The sequence below is a fragment of the Pseudomonas sp. Sample_23 genome (assembly GCF_004307595.1).
Lineage (GTDB): Bacteria > Pseudomonadota > Gammaproteobacteria > Pseudomonadales > Pseudomonadaceae > Aquipseudomonas > Aquipseudomonas atacamensis.
Window position 1 is genome coordinate 40720 of sequence record NZ_RCNX01000033.1, and the last position, 16286, is coordinate 57005.

The window sequence follows — 16286 nt, forward strand, 5'->3', positions numbered from 1 at the left end:
ACGGATCAAAAAGGATTAGGTAAAAGTACAAATGACAGAGCCAGTGAAAGTTAAAAAGTGGTCTTACCCAATAAAGATTGGTGGTGCGGGTGGCACAGATCCACAGCAGTATTACGCGGCATTAGCGAAGGCGCAGGATGGTTATTACCCACTTGGCAGCAATGGCTTGTGGCATGGCGGCGTGCATTTTGATGAGGCTTCCGGATTAGTCTCGGCACAGAGCGAGGTTCGTTGCATCGCTGATGGGCAAGTAGTTGCCTATCGGATCGATGACACTTATCCAGCCACGGTATATACCGACCGTACCGCTTTTGCTTCGACAGGGTTTGTGCTGATTAAGCATGCCTTGGAGGTGCCGTCCCCTCCAGCACCACCTGCTGGAGCAGGTGGACCTCCGCCACCTGCTCCAGCTGCGGGACCGATATTGACGTTTTATAGCCTGTATATGCATCTGTTGGACATGGATGGCTACAGGACGAAAACGCCTATGTTGGAGCGCCCGTCATATTGGGTTAATGGAGGCTACCAAGTAAAAGCGGATGTGAAGGATCCCGTTGAGGGCCTGAATGCGCGCGCAGGGCTTCCCGGATCCGCGGATTACAGCAATATTCTGACGACTTTGCCCCGTGGAACCACGGTGACCACTGGAGAGGCGAGCGCAGATGGGAAATGGCTAAAAGTTGTGAGTGTGACGCCTGAAGCTGATCAGTCCGCGGCTATAGGCGGATGGGTATTCAAAGCCCAAATGAACAGTAAAGGCGGAAATCAGTACTTGATTGGCGAGCTGGCGAAAAACATTCCTGCTAATCAAGCCAAGGGGTTGAGGGTGCGTAGGAGCGGTTCGACCACCGGAGAGGTTATGTCGATACTGCCTGCTGGCACTCAGATTGAGATTAGCCAAGAGGGTGCAGTTGGTAACTACCGAAAGTTAGTAAAAGTTGTGAGTGGAAATCCAATTCCTGCACTTGCTACTGATGAAGCTGGCAATGTTGGAGGTTATGTATGGTTTCCCTCCCTTGAAACTAAGACTGAACCAAAGGATATGGGGAAGGTCGTTTTGCTCGATGAACCAGTGACCATTAAGGCTGGTGCGTTGGTTGGATTTGCAGGTCATTATCAAGAGCACGATGAAGGAGCACCTCGCAACCTAGTGCATGTGGAAGTATTCACGTGCGATGACATTGAGAAATTTGTTTCTCTTAGCCAAGGTGCAGCTGCTGCTTTACCAGACGATCAAAAAAATCTGTTAAAGATTCACAAAGATACGAAGCTAATTACTCATCGCCCAGATATAAGTGCGACCAATCCACCACAAGCCAACGACGCCGGTGTGGTGATTGGATATGATCTGGTTGTTCCCTCAAGTGTTTTAGAGGCCCTGCCGGATTCAAAAAAAATCAAACAATCTACCACTACCCCCAGCACAGGCAACGCTCCCGCAACTACAAGTACGACTAGATGGTGGCACCTCGAAGGGATACTGGGTGACGGCCAAGGAAATCCTATCAGCGGATGGGTGTGCGAAAAGGATTTGATGACCACTCGCCATAAACCGTGGGAATGGGTCGGGTTTAAATTTATTGAAGAGACCGGCAGTAATGCCGATCACTTTTCTTCGTTTCTTCACGATCGCGATATGCTTACCGAGGAAGAAAAAGCTACCTTCGTTCCTCTAGCTAGTAAATCTACTAAAGGCCCGGTAAAGGAAGGGTTGTACGACATTATTGATTCTGATAAAAACGACAAGCTGACATCTACTGAAATCCAAGCAGCACTTGCTAAGCCTTGGTTTGCACAATCTATATCCCAGCTTATCACTAAGTGTGAAAGTGAGTGGTTCTATGATGCGGCGAAATGGGATGCCCTAGATGAACTAATGGGGCATTCAGCGGATCGTCCGAACTTAGATTGGGTTGCGCAAAAGCAGCGAATCAATTCGTTGTCTTGGTGGAAAGAAGTTGCTGCAAAGGTAAGCCTTAATTCAGATGGAAAAATTTGGCACGTACACGTTGTTGCTCTGATAGCTAATTTTGATCGAAAAAAACAATGTGCTTGCAATGCTGTTGTGAAAGTTACCAGATACCATGGTCGTTATGGTCCAGCAGCTTGGGGGAATGGAAAATTGGGGGACGCTCCTCAATGGAGCGCTGTAGAGGCCGCTAGTAACGTATCAGCTTTTGAGAAAAAAGTTATTTCCGTCATGTGTGAAAATGAGGGGAAGGTGAATACTGTTCAAGCGTATGATAGTGAAATAATATCTGCAGGCGCAATGCAAAAAACTGTCAATATCGATGGCGAGGGCGAGCTTCCGATTCAAATCAAAAATTTCAAAAAACTCTATCCTGAAGAGTATGTAGAATTATTTGAAAATCAAGGCTGGCACTTGGACCTGAGTTCAGATAAACCTAGGCTATACTATCAAGATGCTGAGTTTTCAAACGGTGAAAAATTTGAGCGGGAGGCGTTGAAGAATAAATTAAGGGAAGGCTGCGGTGAGTTTAATTTTGGACATGTAATTCAGTGTAAGCCAGTAGCTGTTTTGTCTTGTGCAGTAGGATCGCCTGAATATGTAGAGCTTCAAATCTCAGAATTTGTTGAGCGCTTGAGAGATGTTCGTGTCAAGTCGATAAGTACGTATAGCTTTAATGTTGGGCAGCTATTTCTGTCAACACTTGGCTTAGCTACGGTTTTAGATGAGCACGTCAATCGTCCTGGTAACGTGGGCGCAAATTTGAAAAGTGCGTTAAATAAGTTTTTTTTACAGAACCCTACTGTAAGTAAAGATTTGGCAACCTGGGGTAGTAATCACGCACTCTATGAGCGAAAAATTACCGATATTTATGGACCTAATCGGGTCGGTATGACGGACCCATCAGATCGATATGAAAAGTTGAAGGCGGCGGTTAATGTTCAATAATTTCTTGTTCGCGGTTTTGGCGTTGTTCGCTATTGAGCCTAGTTATGCTGAGAATTCAAGTTTAGGATTGCTTGGCATAAACAATAGCAAGTTAAGCTTTACGGGGTATAACGAAAAATTTGGAGGGTGGAGTGAGGTTGAGTTTAAAAACTCTAAAGCTGAATTCAAGATTTACGCGATTCCTACTAAGGCTGATAATTTAGAAGAAGGAGTTGTGGCCAGTTCTGATGTGAGCATGATGTCTCCTCAGAAAAAATATTTGATCGTTCAAAGAACCAATGCTGGGGAAGTTATTGATGGGGATGGTAATAAAAAAATTTCCTCTCAAGCGTACTGCGACGTGATATCGCTAGAAACAGGTTGTGTTAAAAATATTGGTTCAGTGCAGCAGTGTGATGGTGCTTGGCAGGATGAACGGTGGAAGGACTCTACAGGAGATGTTTTTGATGCTGCTACGGGAGGGGTTCCACCAAGTCGATTGATTTCTAACGTGGCTGGAGTTACTGGAAGCGAATCTCGTGCTAGTACATTAAAAGATTATGTTTTTATGGGGGTTCCTTCATATATGGCATGTTACCCACCGGAAAAAAGTATTCCAGCATATAACGATGTTGCGTTCTACTTTGCGCAGGGTGGTGAGCACCTATTAGCAATGCAAATTTATGAGCGTCTACTTCCTCTTGCAGCGAATAGGGTACCGTTGAAGCTTAATGTGGCAGATTCGCTCTGGGCGCTTGGTAAACACGAAGAAGCAATGGGCTATTACGTTGATTATCGTTCGGCGATGGCAAAGAAAGGCCTGCTGGGGAAAATGCCCGCGCGAGTTGCAGAACGATTGAAGTAGGTGGGATGATATGAGGCATTAGTGATCGTTTTACTTATGAAAAGAGCCAGTCTTTTATAGACTGGCTGCATAGGCGAAATGGGTAGATAATAGGTTAGTAATTGTTCGAAAAAATGGCTGTTCATGAGTGGGCTTACAAATTACTTCATTCTCTGCGCCTAATGATCAGTGAAATTAGGAAAGGCCACGTTTTAGTAATGACCAAAAAACGTTGCCTGACTACGGCGTTCCTTATTTTCCATTTTTTGCTAGTTTATTTATTTTGAGATATACACAAATGATCCGACTCTTGCTGCTTTTGCTATTTATATATATGCGGAGGGGACTGAGGAAAAGGGGACGGATTTATTTGTTGCGTTCGATCGCTTTGAATTTGGTTGAGAACTTAAATAGATCTGGCCCGTTTGTCGGTTCTGACTCTATCTTCTGTCGCAGGCCCCTTCAGAATTGAACGGATCAATGAGTTTTTACGGACGCCAAGGAATGCAGATTTTCAGATTCAGCCTCATTTTTTTACTTTCAATACTGTCGCCTGTGGTCATGGCTGAGGGCACGATGATTGCCACCATCCTTCAGGCCGACTTTTCCAAGGACCCGGAAGTCCGGTTGCTTGTCAGAGTCGTTGATGTGGGTGGCGGTTCGGATACCCCTTCAATGGCGGTGCGAAATCAATGCCTGGAGAGGAAGGCGTCCGCAGAGCGTCCTGGGCCGGATCCGTGCTTTTCGATAGAGATCACGGAGAGCAAAAAGCAACGGGCCATTGTTCGGCAAACGCTATTGAATGATCCTCAGCGCACAACCGACCCTATCTATTTGGAAATTGTTTATCGCTCGGAGGTCAGCGAGAGCGATCCGACGAATCACCATCAGCGATCCGCCACACTGAAGATCGAAGAAAACGGCCTCTACAATTGGAACAATGAGAGCGAACAGGCATTGGCCGACGTTGAGTGGTTTCCCTCGGGAAATGGTGTTCTTGATCTGATGGTTCCTGACGCGGATGCATTGCTGAATTCTGTATATCGGGATCGTATGAGTCGGCTGGACGAAAGCGGTCAGAAAGCACTGAGGGAAACTCAAAGAGCCTGGATGAAATTTCGAGATGCGGAGTGCCAGGCCGACCCGAAATTGCATAAATCAGTTTTCGGTGAGTGGTCCGATGCCTGCCTAATTCGCGCGACGATAGAGCGTGCTCGCCAATTGGCTTTGGCACCGGACAAGAGCAGACGTTGAAACGGACAAGCCAGAGCATTCGCGCGAAAGCGTCGACTTGGATGAGCATGAACAAACTTTTCTTTCTCTTTTTTGTGCTATTTCCTTTAGGCGCTCAAAGCGCAGTCACCACCGAATCACTTTGCTTCGAACTATCCCAATCGAGCCCGGTAAAGTTCGAACTCCGTACCTACTACGACGAAGCCAGCAAATGGTCCGGTGGCTTCGTCAAGTACGCCAAGTCCAGCGAACCCATTTCCATTGTGCTGACGGATTACGAGGACGAGATGCTCAGTCCCGATGCGCCTTGGCAGAGCACCACAACCTGGTCTGAAGTCATCAACGGCAACGTCACGGGAACCTATCAGTTCGTGTCTCAAGGGACGCACATCGTCTCGATGTCTTACACGAAGAGGTCTAACGGCAAGGTTTTTTCATTTCGGAAATAACACCAGCATCGACTCTTCTCTGGAGTCCGGATGCAAGTGGGAGTAGGGCGAGTACATGCAATTCAAAACTCTTGCGGTATCACTGCTCGGCCTGATGTGGACGATCCCGGCGTTAGCCGAAACCACCACGTTCAGTCCAACCAAAGGCGTCGACGCGACGCTGGTTCTCGAAGGCTCCAAGCTGAGCATCGCGGTTAAAAGCGAAACGCACAGCGAGTCGCGAACAATCGATTTTGAAGCCGAAAACGAACTCCACATGCAGTTCGATGATTTCAACTTCGACGGCGCCAAGGATTTCGCGATCTGGCAGCTCGATGACGGCATGGGCACTTATGACTACTACCGAGTGTTCAATTATCAAGCCATAACCGGCACCTTCGAAGAGTTACAGCCGGACTGCGGCGATGGATTCGTTAACCTGCGCGTCGACAAAAAGCGTAAAGCGTTGCTCAGCACCTACTGGGAAATGAACATGCCCAAGCAATGCATCACCCGATTCACCAAACGCAAAACCTGAATGACTCAAGGAAGAACACAGTGAACCGTTTTGTTTTAACCCTTCTGGGCTTACTGCTGCCGGCTTCAGCTGCCTACGCGCAGGACGACTGCCGCAATGTCACCTCAAGCCTGGAAATGGTGCCCTGCTCGGAGGCGGCGAAGAAGGCTGCCGATACGCAGTTGAATGTCAGCTACAAGCAGTTGATGACGCGGCTTGAGTCTGACTATCGAACAGATCCGGCGTTGGGTGCGGAGTACGCGGCGAAGGTTAAAGAATCGCAACGTGCGTGGTTGAAATTGCGCGATGCGAACTGCCCTTTGGAGGCGTTCGAGATCGAGACGGGGATGCCGGCGCATGTGTTCGCTGTCAACTCGTGCATCGCCAGAATGAGTCGTGAGCGCTCGGCGTATCTGGACAAGATTGTCCCTGCTCTTGCATCCGACAAGAGCGCTTCGACGGCGCCGGCCAGCGGCGCTTGCCCCTCGGAGGAGTTCGCGCCGTTCCTGACGGCGTTTTCCGCCAGCAGCGAATCACAGCGCCGTCTCACTGCAATGACGGTCAAGTCCCTGGTGTTGAAACCGGTGGCGGGAAAGGAACGTAGTACCTTTGAGCCTTCGACCTCGGGAGTTAGTGGAACAACGTTCACCTATCCGCTGATGGCTGCAATCACACCCGGCAAGACACCTGGAGTCGAGATCGAAGAGGTCGACGACAGTCACGTCAACGTTGTGGATAAACGGGCGGGTAACAGCAATGTGAAAATCTTCAACTTCTCTCGTCAGGCGTGCTGGGTGCTTGAGGGGATTGAGGATTGGTCGATCAGTGAGAAGGATCTTGTCGCAACACGTAATCCAGGAATGAGCCGCGCCGAGAACTTCTGTGATCAGCGTGCTGAAGCTTTAGGTGGGCTGGGGTTTCTTGAGCAATACCGGCTGACTGCGGAGCTGATTGAAGCGTCCCTGGAGAATTTTGTGTGTGCTGCTGAGTCGGGTGATGCACAGGCGAGCCTGTCGGCGGCAAGCCTGAGTCTTTCGCAAATGGCATCTCAGTTGGAAACCCCTAAGGTTGAGGCTTTGTTCAAAGCGGCTTCGAAAATACCAAAGGGTGCGATGGGTTATGCGACGTTTCTTTGTTCAGGAAACTCCACTGACTATAACGGCCCTTGCCTTCATCCCAAGCAGGCAGAAGAGCAGGTTATTCGGGCGATTACCATGGGCTCCACGGACGCGATGAATTACCTGGCCTCTACCTTTGAGGGTGGGGAGTTAGGAACGAAGGATATATCGCGGGCGTTAGCCTGTTATCAAATGGCGGCTGACAAAGGTGACCAGTTGGGCGTCTTCAACGTGGGGCGATTGGGATCGTCAGCCACGGCGCCGATCAAAGTCAGCCACTGCATTTGAATTTCGAGGGGCTGTTCGAGGCGGTTTTGCACAAGTTTTGTCTGAATCCCCTACGCTAAAACGTTTAACGCTTGAGCATCTGACGACCCCGATTTTCCTTTAAACTCCCCACCCCAAGGAACGCGCTAAGGACACGGAATGCCAGCCCCTTCTTCCTCGCTTCGCCCAGCGTTGGTGCTTTGGCTATATGCCGCTGCGATCACGCATATCCTCGCCGGTCTTATCCTGACCTGGGCCGGTGACTCCGGCTTGCTCGATGGCTACCTGCAAGTCCTCGAACTGTCGTTCTGGGGTGCCGATGCGGTTCCCACCGCCGGCCACGAACAACAAGTCTGGTGGCTCGCGCTGTTCGGCGCGACGTTGCAAAGTTATTCGCTGTACATGCTCGCGCTGGTGCACTTGGGCAATCGCTTGAAAGCCCCGGCAGTCTGGGGCTGGTTGAGCGCCGGCATCCTGTTATGGGCGCCGCAGGACATGTGGCTTTCAGCGCAACAACAGGTCTGGTCGCACTTGTGGCTCGACGGTTTTGCGTTGCTGGTGTTGTTGCCGCCGTTGTTCTGGCTGTATCGGCATGATCGCCGGAAGCCTCCTGCAGTAAAGACACCGAGCCAATCCAACCCGTTTGCCGGCAGCGCTTTCAAACGCGTGCTGATCACCGGCGGCACCGGGTTCATCGGCGAAGCCTTGGTCAATCGATTACTCGACGCGGGCCATTCGGTCAGCGTACTGACGCGCGATCCGTTGAGCGCGGCCAATCTATTCAACGGCCGCGTCCGCTGCGTGCATTCACTCATCGAACTCAGTCATGACGAAGCCTTCGACGTAGTGATCAATTTCGCCGGCGCCCCTGTCGCCGGCCCACGCTGGACTCCCAAACGTCAGGCGCAATTGCTCGCCAGCCGAGTCGGCACCACCGAAGCGCTGATGACCTGGCTGAAGAACACCAAGCACAAACCCGCGCTATGGATTCAAGCCTCGGCCATCGGTTTCTACGGCGTGCGCGATGCCAGCGAAAGCCTCGACGAACACGCCAGCAAGGGCGACGGTTTCATGGCCGAACTCTGCGCGCGTTGGGAAGCCGCCGCGCGACCGGCCACCGAGTTTGGCGTGCGTCAGGTGGTGCTGCGTCTCGGTGTGGTGTTCGGCCCGGGCGGTGCGTTGACGCCGCTGCTTATGCCGTTACGCCTGGGTTTCGGCGGGCGCATGGGTGACGGTCAGCAGATCATGAGCTGGGTGCATCGCGACGATGTGCTTCAGGTGATAGCGCGGGCTTTCAACGATGACAATCTGCGCGGGACCTACAACATGGTGGCGCCGGAAACGGTCAGTCAGGCCGCGTTCGCCGAGCAGGCCGGCAAGGTCCTCAAGCGTCCGGTGTGGTTGCACATTCCCGCCGCGCCACTGCGTGCATTGGCGGGGGAGATGGCGCAGCTGTTCTTCGACGGTCAGCGCGTGGTGCCGCAGCGTTTGACCGAGGCCGGCTACACATTCCGTTATCCAACCCTCGACGCCGCTCTGCGCGATCTGACCTGAGGATCGCTCATGAACAAGCCGTTGATGTACCTGCTGGCCGGCAACGGCAGCGCCGCCGATTGGTGGGATGACGCGCTGCCGCACTTCCAGCGCTACGACGTGGTGCCGCTGGAGTTGCCGGGATTCGGCGCCAACCCGCAGCCACCCTGCGAGGATCTGGCGGACTACGCGCAGACCTTGCTGGCGATGACGGAGCAGGGCAGCGCGATCATGGCGGTCGGGGTCAATGCGTTGCTGGTGCTGCACGCGTTACAACGTCGGCCTGGACACTTTTCCCGCAGCGTTTTGTTGGCGCCGGTGGGGGCGTTTCTCTGGCAGCGGCGGTTGCCGGCGCTGATGTCGCCACTGCCGATTCGTAAAACCATCCACTGGCTGCTGTCGAACAAACCCACGCTGTTCGCGCGCAAGTTTTCCAACCAGACCTGGACGCCTGCGCAGTACCAGCGCATGGGCGCCGGCTATGCGCGCTGCCGTGCGTTTGTGCCGCATTGGGATCTGATTCGCGCCGATACCGCGTTGCCACTGCTGGAGTGGATCACCGATCCGGTCGAGTTGGTTTGGGGCGATCAGGACGCTGTACTCGGCATCGAGCAAGCTGCGGCGTGGTCGGCGATTCTTGCGCGCGCTGATCTGACCATCAGCCTCAAATCTGGTTGGGGTCATTACCCGTGGATCGACTCGCCTGCGCAGTTCGCGCAGTGGCTGGAGTCGGGCGAGCGCGGGTTTGTCGCGCACACCAAGGGCGGGCGTTTGCGTCTGGCTGAACTGGCGCGGCAAACGGTACCGGCAGCGCTGACCCTCAACGATTATACCGATCCGCGTCTGCCGGCATTTCTCGCCGCCCAACCTGATGTGACCTGGGCGGTGCGCTCCTCCAGTTATGGCGAGGATCAGGCCGATTCCGCGAATGCCGGTTTGAGCACCACCTATCTGCGCGAACCGACCGCCAATGTGCCGAAACGCATTGCCGAACTGACGGCCGAAGGTGTCGAGGAGGTGGTGGTGCAGCGCTTCATCACCCCGGTCGTTTCCGGCATCGCTTTCGTGCGCCATCTCTCGGTAGAACTGGAATGGGTGGAAGGCCATCTCGAATCGCTGGCCGACGGTCACGTCAGCCCCTCACGGGCAACGCTTTCGCGGCTCGGTGATGCCTGGCGCAGCGGCACATTCACGCCATCCCACGGCTTGACCGAAGACTTGCTGTGGCGCTTTCTGCAAGACGTGCTGCGCGTGTTCCACTACGTGCCCGGCGACGTCGAGTGGGCCTGGGACGGCTCACAACTGTGGCTGCTGCAATACCGGCCAATCAGCGATTACGGCTGGCGCCGCCACCTGACTGCCGCCAACATCGCCGAGATCCTGCCGCCGCAACCGAGCGTACTGGTGGAATACGCCCAGCGCCGCGCGGCAGCGAGTATTCCGGCGATCATGGCGCGTTGGGATGCGCGGGTGCTGCAGGACAACGAGCCGTTCACCGCCGTGTTCGGCGGCGCGTCCTACATCAACAACGACCTGTTCCTCGCCCGACTCGCCGACTGGGGCATTAGCGCCGCTAACTACGCCGGTGAAGTCGGCGGTGCGACTCCGCACCTGCCGTGGCAACCGCTGAAGATGCTGCGTTCGTTGCCGCTGTTTTTGCGTATGCAACGCAAGGCTCGCGGGCATTTGCTGAACCTTGAAAATGGCTTGCAGCGCTTCGATCGGGAGCTGGCCGAACTTGTCGCCCAAGGCGCCGATGGTCAGCAATTGGCGGACTGGTTCACCCGGTTTTACGTGTTCTTAGTGCAAGGCAATCTGTGTATCGCCACGGCGCTGGCCAGCAGCGGCGGTGACGCGTTGGGCCGCCCGCCGACCGCTTACGACAACCTTGAAAACAGTCCACATCGATTGCCGTGGGAAACCGATCCGGCCACCCCTCGACCCGCGTCGAGCGATCTGCCGCTACAGCCATTCCCGCAATGGCCAGGTCTGATCCGCCTCGCGCATTCGACCGGCCTGCCGGGCCTACGCGGTTACTACCTGCAAGTACGCGAGTGGTACCGCGACAACCTGATGCGCATCTTTTTCCGCCTGAACCACGCGATGCCGCTGGCGGATCGCGAACATTGGTTTGCACCGCACCCCGATATGCGCACCCGCGATGGCAGCTTTTGGCAGGACGGTCGTGAAGGTGCGGAGCTGGCGACCGGGTTCATGATTTATCCGGGGCAGGTGCAGGGCATCCTCGGCGCCGACATCTTGCTCGAAGACACCCTCGATCCCGGGCGGCATGCACACTACCAAACTGCGCGGGCGGTGATTGCGCGGATGGGTGGGCGCTTGTCGCATGGCTCGACGTTGTTGCGGGAGTTGCGCAAGCCGTCGGCGGTGATGCCGCAGGTGGATCCGGCGTGGGTGGGGTGTGAGGTGGTGTATCGGGATGGGGAGTTGGAATTGATCAATTCGAAGGATGCGAAGTGAAACTACGATACCTCCGCGAATTGATCTTTGGTCTGGTCGCGCTTTTACAGGTGGGTTATGTGACTGCCGCAAGTGCTGTGTTGGTCGGTAACGAGCCCGGCCAGTCGCCGGTTGCGCAAGGCCCGACCGAGACAGTTGTAGACATGGGGTCGTGTCGGTTCTCCATGCCGCTGCTGCAGAACCAATGGCTGAAGTTCGACGATTTCTATTCGGTATTTATCGCAGCCAAACAACTGCCAAAACCGTCCAGCGCTCCTGGCTTGTGGCAAGCGCAGACGTCGAGTGGTGCCGACTGGCACTTCGAGAAACACGGCGACCTGAGCCAGCCGTGGTTTGGTTTGATGTGTGAAAACTCGGAGTACTTTTCGCTTCTCACCGACTGGAAACCCCCGGAAGACGATGCGTTTGCGGTGCAAATCCTGCGTGACGACAACGACCGCAGGTGTCCGGCGACCCTTACCGATCAGGGCTGGGTGCCCAATTCGCTGGCCGGTCGTGCGAACACCTATACCTTTGAGCAATGGGGCGGGGAGAACTCTTCGGGATTCATTTTCGGTTTCCACGACAAGTCACGACGGCACATAACCCGCGTCGCTTTTTGCCTGCTGAGGGGCAAAGACGTGCTGATTGGCTCGGCGGAATCGGGTTCATCCGCCCCGCTGGCGATCAGCAACGAAGGGTTCGAGCAAATCAAGAACGCGGTGCGCGTCATTGCCTTCGAATGAACATCCCCAAAATGCATTACGTCGACGGAGCTACAGCGTGAAAGGATTTTCGGTTCTTCTCGGCAGCTTGATATTGGCTGCCGCGTCCATGGCATTCGCTGCCGATCCAGCCTTCAAGGATTACACCGTCACGCCAGTTTTCACCGGCCCTAACCATAAGCTGGTGCCGCAAGAGAACAGCAGCCCAATGATGGATCAGGCACGGGTGCAAGCCCTGAAAGGCAAGGTCAACTTCGCCGGCCATTACATCCTTCACAGGCTCGGCTGTGGCGGCAGCGCCATTTGCGGCGAAGTGCTGGACGCCCAGACCGGTGAGGTTGTTGGCGGTCTGCCGAATGCTTACGACGGCAGCACCTTCGGCATGGTTTACCAGCCCGACAGCCGCTTGATCATCGTCTCCGGCATCACGCTCGACGGCGAAGAAGATGCGCAGGGGAATGCTTTGGAAAGTGGTAACCGGGACCGTTACTACGAGTTTGTGAACAATGAATTCCGGCTGCTGAGCATGACCGATGTGGAATCGTCGCCGATGGATGAGGAGTGAGTGGATGATCCGTCTTCTCGCGGGCAGTCTTAAGCGGTTGATGTTTGTCATGGGCCTGTCAGCTTCAGCCGATGCCTTGTCTGAAAATATTCAGATCGTGGGGGTTGGCGGGCACTTAGTGACGCTGAATGACAAGACATGGGGCAGGCCTGCTGCGGAGTCGGCGGTCGCCTCGTTTACCGCCAATGGAAAAACGTTTCCCCTCTATGTACCCGCGGTGGGTACCGAAACGCATGAGGCTTGGTTAAGTCCCGACAAGAAAACATTGCTCCTCCTTCAGACTCTGTATGGCGTTGTCATTGGCCAGGAGGGTGAAGAAATCCCGACAGAGGAAACTGGTTGCGGGGTCATTTCGATGGAGACCTGTTGCGTGCTCAGTCAGCCTGCAGCCAGGTTTTGCTACGGCAAGTGGGAAGGCAATCGGTGGACTTCCGGGGAAGAGGATGCGCCTGACGTCGTCATGCAGACGCCGTCTCCAAAGGACTTATTGAAGCAGGTCTCAAATATTGAGATGCCGCAATCTCGCGTGGAAGAACTCGCATTCAATCTTCGCACTATAAGTCCAGAGTCCTATATTGCTTGTCACCCACCGGCGCGCAATATTCAAGCTTTCAACGACTTGGCTTTCCACCTGGCCGAGGGCGGTAACGATGAGTTGGCGCTGAAGTTTTATCGCGGCGTTGAGGCCGTGGGTAAGCGCACGGTACTGATGTTGAACATTGCCGACTCGCTCTGGCGCCTTGATCGCAAAGATGAAGCGCAGCGCTATTACAGCCAGTACCGCGACGCGATGAGAGCCGACGGCAAGGCGCAGAAAATACCTCAACGTGTCGTTGAGCGATCCGTCATTCAGGGAATGGAAAATTGAACATGTTTGCGCGTTTTATCGCGTTGTCCTTTGGATGCCTGTTTGCCTCCTGCGCGATAGCCGAGGACGACTGTAAAGAAATCACCGTTAGCGCCCAGGTCGATCGGTGTGTGGAGGCAGCTCGCAAAGAAGCCGACACACAACTCAATGCCAGCTACAAGAAGCTGCTGGGACGGTTTGAGGCTCAACAACGGCGCGACCCTGAGCAGGGTAAGGCGCTGGTCGCCATGGCCAGAGAATCCCAGCGCGCCTGGATCAAGCTACGCGACACCACGTGCCCGCTTGAAGCCACGGAAATCGAGCCTGGGGTGGCAGCGCATGTCACGACGATCAGCAACTGCATGGCCAGAATAAGTCTGGAGCGTGCGGCCTACCTGGACACAATCGTCGCTGATGAGCCGGGTAATGTGGTCGATCTCAACAAGGTGTACCTGTCCGGCTCTCAGCGCTTCGGCGATGTCGTGGCACGTTATGTCAGCACCTTTGGCAGCCCAGGCCTGACGGTCCAGATACTGGCGCCCAACGGCGGTTGGAGAGTGCTGTCCTCCAAGCGGTTTTGCAGTTTCGAGGGCAAGGCATTTTGGACGGACTATGCCGATGCCGGGTTTGAGGATCATGCGTTTGCCGATGATGGATTGCACGTGACGCTCAGGTTGACGGAGCTTCGTGGGCTCGGAGAGAAGCGCCTCGCTTGTGTGATTCCGATCAAGAACGAGCAAATCAAAGAGCTGAAATGCGGCGCGCCTGAACCCGGTGCCTAATCGGGGTCAATTGGGACGTATTTGGACATCATTTGATTGAATCAAGGATTGAAGAAAGTGAAACGCGTATTGCAGAGCGTTCTCTGCGCTCTAACTTGTTGTCTCGCTGTACCGGGTTCTCCCGCGCTTGCTGCGCCCCAAGTCCTGAAGGAAATTCCGGCTAGCTTGCTGGGTGATGCATCACGGCAAAAGGTATTTGTTCTGACAGGGGATGCGGACGAGGCCTCCAACCGGTTGTTGATCGCGCCGGTGCAGGCACGTAATGAGGAAATTTTGCTCGATACGTCGAAGGCGCTGCCTCTGATCAAGAGTCAGTACTCGTCTGCGCTTCAGGGTGTATTCAGCGTCCATGTACTTAAAGGTCGCCCCGGCGTCATGACTGTCATTGATCCGCAGGCTGAGGAAGCTGTCGTCAAGCAGCCGTTCGTTGAGGAAGGGGATTACATCGCGCTGGTAACCAGTGAAGAAGATAACGCGGTTTACAACTTCAACCTGTTGTTCGCCTTCAACAGAGGTTCAAAGCAGTTTGAGCTGAAAGCTCTGCTGGAAGTGGCGAACAACGACTCCTGTGATCGGTCGCTTGTCAGCGTAGTGGAGTTGCCGGTGCAGACATTGGGCCCAATCACTCTCGCTTCTTTCGACGGGCGTGAAGCGCTGCAGAAGCTGCAGGTTGCTCGTACTGGCAGTATTGAGGGCGTTAGAAAGAAATTGATGACCGTCAATTCGGCTGATTTGCTGGATATGGCGCTGGCAGCCTACCGAAAGGGTGATGACTCTTCCTTCAAGGATACGATGAGCTACGCGTTGATGGGCGGTGGCTCGCATGACACTTGTCCCCCGGATAGCTATATCGTCGCAAAGTACTACTACCCGCAGCGTCCCGGCTGGTCCAACGACCTCGGTTTTCTGCTCGGCGAGGCGGGTTACTACGCTGAGTCGATTGAGTTGCTCAATGCAGTGATTGCCAACCACCCAAACAGGACGGTTGCTTACCTGAATCTCGCTGACAGTTATTGGGCCGTGAACGATAAAGAGCGGGCGGTGGCGGCGTACAAGCAATACGCATCGCGAATGTCTGAAGCGGGGAAGGTTTCGAAGATCCCGGCGAGGGTGGGTGAGCGCTGTGCTGGACTCTCCAAGAAATGATTCGGGCCCTATTCCCGTAAAGTTCGCAGAAAAGCACTTTCAATTGTCCATAAGTCGCTAAGGAATGATCGGTTTGAAATCGTCGTTTGCGTTTATTTCTGCGCTTCTTCTAATACCGCTGACTGCCCTAGGTGAGGTTACCACCGAGGTTTCCTGCTTCCGTTCGTTGGAAGGCAAGAACATCAATTTCGAGTTTCGATCCTATTACGACACCGTCTCACGGTGGAGCGGAGCAGGGGTCAAGTACACGAAGTCCCGAAAGGTCATTCCACTTGTCTATCGGAGTGTCGAAGAGGAAGTCATGGCAGAGGGGCGGCCTTCTCAGTTCACGACAACTTGGGTAGAAGTGTCCGAAGACTCGCTGACAGGCGAATATGAAATGGTCAGCCAGGGTGCTCGAATTTACGGGATGACTTACACGAACTACAAATCCGGAAATAAGTATTCATTTGAACAAGACATCACCATGGATGCATCTCCAGAGACAGGCTGTCGGTGGTAAGACAGGGATCATCGAGAAAGGGGGCTCAACGCCCCCTCTTTTTCATCCGTGAATCTCGCTAAAACTTGGCCGCCATGTTCCGCACTTCAATGTGATCAAGCGTCCCTTCCACCATCAATCTCACCCCGTCCGCCATCCTACTCAATGCCAGTGCAACCGAGCGGCGTAAGCCATCTATGTCGTCCGCAAGGTCCGCAGCGATGATGCTGATGGATAGCAGGTCTTCCGAGGCGTTGGCCAGCAGGGCTTCGGCGTCGATGTCCGGGTTCAGGCTGAACAAGCCTTCGCGGCGTGGGGCCGGTGGATGGCCGGGGTTGCCCAAATGGTGATCGAGGGCGCGTTCGGCGGCTTCATGTAGTTTTCTTGAATCGAAGGATTCGTAGGGGGAGGTGTCCTCGGTGTTGGTCGTTGAATTGGTCATCG

The 16286-nt window shown here is 54.2% G+C and carries 15 protein-coding genes; 14 read left to right on the plus strand and 1 reads right to left on the minus strand.

The window, feature by feature from the left end:
• The first annotated feature begins 43 nt into the window (after positions 1–43).
• From D8U82_RS06965 to D8U82_RS07030, 14 genes are all read left to right on the plus strand, one after another.
• Positions 44–2917 carry a hypothetical protein gene (locus D8U82_RS06965; RefSeq protein WP_130926257.1) on the plus strand — a complete coding sequence of 958 codons (2874 nt, stop codon included), beginning with the start codon at positions 44–46 and terminating at the stop codon, positions 2915–2917.
• The gene (locus D8U82_RS06970; RefSeq protein WP_130901939.1) at positions 2907–3761 is read left to right on the plus strand and encodes a tetratricopeptide repeat protein; all 855 of its coding nucleotides are present in this window, start codon (positions 2907–2909) and stop codon (positions 3759–3761) included. The genes D8U82_RS06965 and D8U82_RS06970 overlap by 11 nt, the downstream gene beginning before the upstream one ends.
• Positions 3762–4220: 459 nt before the next feature.
• Positions 4221–4994: a lysozyme inhibitor LprI family protein gene (locus D8U82_RS06975; RefSeq protein WP_241663580.1), complete on the plus strand. Its 774-nt coding sequence runs from the start codon at positions 4221–4223 to the stop codon at positions 4992–4994.
• 47 nt (positions 4995–5041) lie between these two features.
• Complete coding sequence (locus tag D8U82_RS06980; RefSeq protein ID WP_241663583.1) at positions 5042–5422, plus strand: hypothetical protein; 381 nt, start codon at positions 5042–5044, stop codon at positions 5420–5422.
• 55 nt (positions 5423–5477) lie between these two features.
• Positions 5478–5939 carry a hypothetical protein gene (locus D8U82_RS06985; protein WP_130901940.1) on the plus strand — a complete coding sequence of 154 codons (462 nt, stop codon included), beginning with the start codon at positions 5478–5480 and terminating at the stop codon, positions 5937–5939.
• 20 nt (positions 5940–5959) lie between these two features.
• On the plus strand, positions 5960–7324 hold the full coding sequence (locus D8U82_RS06990) for a lysozyme inhibitor LprI family protein (protein ID WP_130901941.1): 1365 nt from the start codon (positions 5960–5962) through the stop codon (positions 7322–7324).
• Between the two features lie 138 nt (positions 7325–7462).
• The gene (locus D8U82_RS06995) at positions 7463–8857 is read left to right on the plus strand and encodes a TIGR01777 family oxidoreductase (protein ID WP_130901942.1); all 1395 of its coding nucleotides are present in this window, start codon (positions 7463–7465) and stop codon (positions 8855–8857) included.
• Positions 8858–8866: 9 nt separating this feature from the next.
• The gene (locus D8U82_RS07000; protein WP_130901943.1) at positions 8867–11317 is read left to right on the plus strand and encodes an alpha/beta hydrolase; all 2451 of its coding nucleotides are present in this window, start codon (positions 8867–8869) and stop codon (positions 11315–11317) included.
• A gap of 20 nt (positions 11318–11337) precedes the next feature.
• Positions 11338–12042, plus strand: coding sequence for a hypothetical protein (locus D8U82_RS07005; RefSeq protein WP_241663584.1), 705 nt, complete (start codon positions 11338–11340; stop codon positions 12040–12042).
• A gap of 88 nt (positions 12043–12130) precedes the next feature.
• Positions 12131–12586 (plus strand): hypothetical protein, encoded by a 456-nt coding sequence (locus D8U82_RS07010; RefSeq protein ID WP_130901963.1) that lies wholly within the window; start codon positions 12131–12133, stop codon positions 12584–12586.
• 4 nt (positions 12587–12590) lie between these two features.
• Complete coding sequence (locus D8U82_RS07015; protein WP_130901945.1) at positions 12591–13454, plus strand: tetratricopeptide repeat protein; 864 nt, start codon at positions 12591–12593, stop codon at positions 13452–13454.
• Between the two features lie 2 nt (positions 13455–13456).
• Positions 13457–14215, plus strand: coding sequence for a lysozyme inhibitor LprI family protein (locus D8U82_RS07020; RefSeq protein ID WP_130889051.1), 759 nt, complete (start codon positions 13457–13459; stop codon positions 14213–14215).
• 57 nt (positions 14216–14272) lie between these two features.
• Complete coding sequence (locus tag D8U82_RS07025; protein WP_130889052.1) at positions 14273–15361, plus strand: tetratricopeptide repeat protein; 1089 nt, start codon at positions 14273–14275, stop codon at positions 15359–15361.
• A gap of 64 nt (positions 15362–15425) precedes the next feature.
• Complete coding sequence (locus tag D8U82_RS07030; RefSeq protein WP_130889053.1) at positions 15426–15863, plus strand: hypothetical protein; 438 nt, start codon at positions 15426–15428, stop codon at positions 15861–15863.
• Between the two features lie 58 nt (positions 15864–15921).
• Here the strand turns inward: D8U82_RS07030 and D8U82_RS07035 are convergent, their stop codons facing one another.
• Positions 15922–16284, minus strand: coding sequence for a DUF6124 family protein (locus tag D8U82_RS07035; RefSeq protein ID WP_130889054.1), 363 nt, complete (start codon positions 16282–16284; stop codon positions 15922–15924).
• Between the last annotated feature and the right edge of the window lie 2 nt (positions 16285–16286).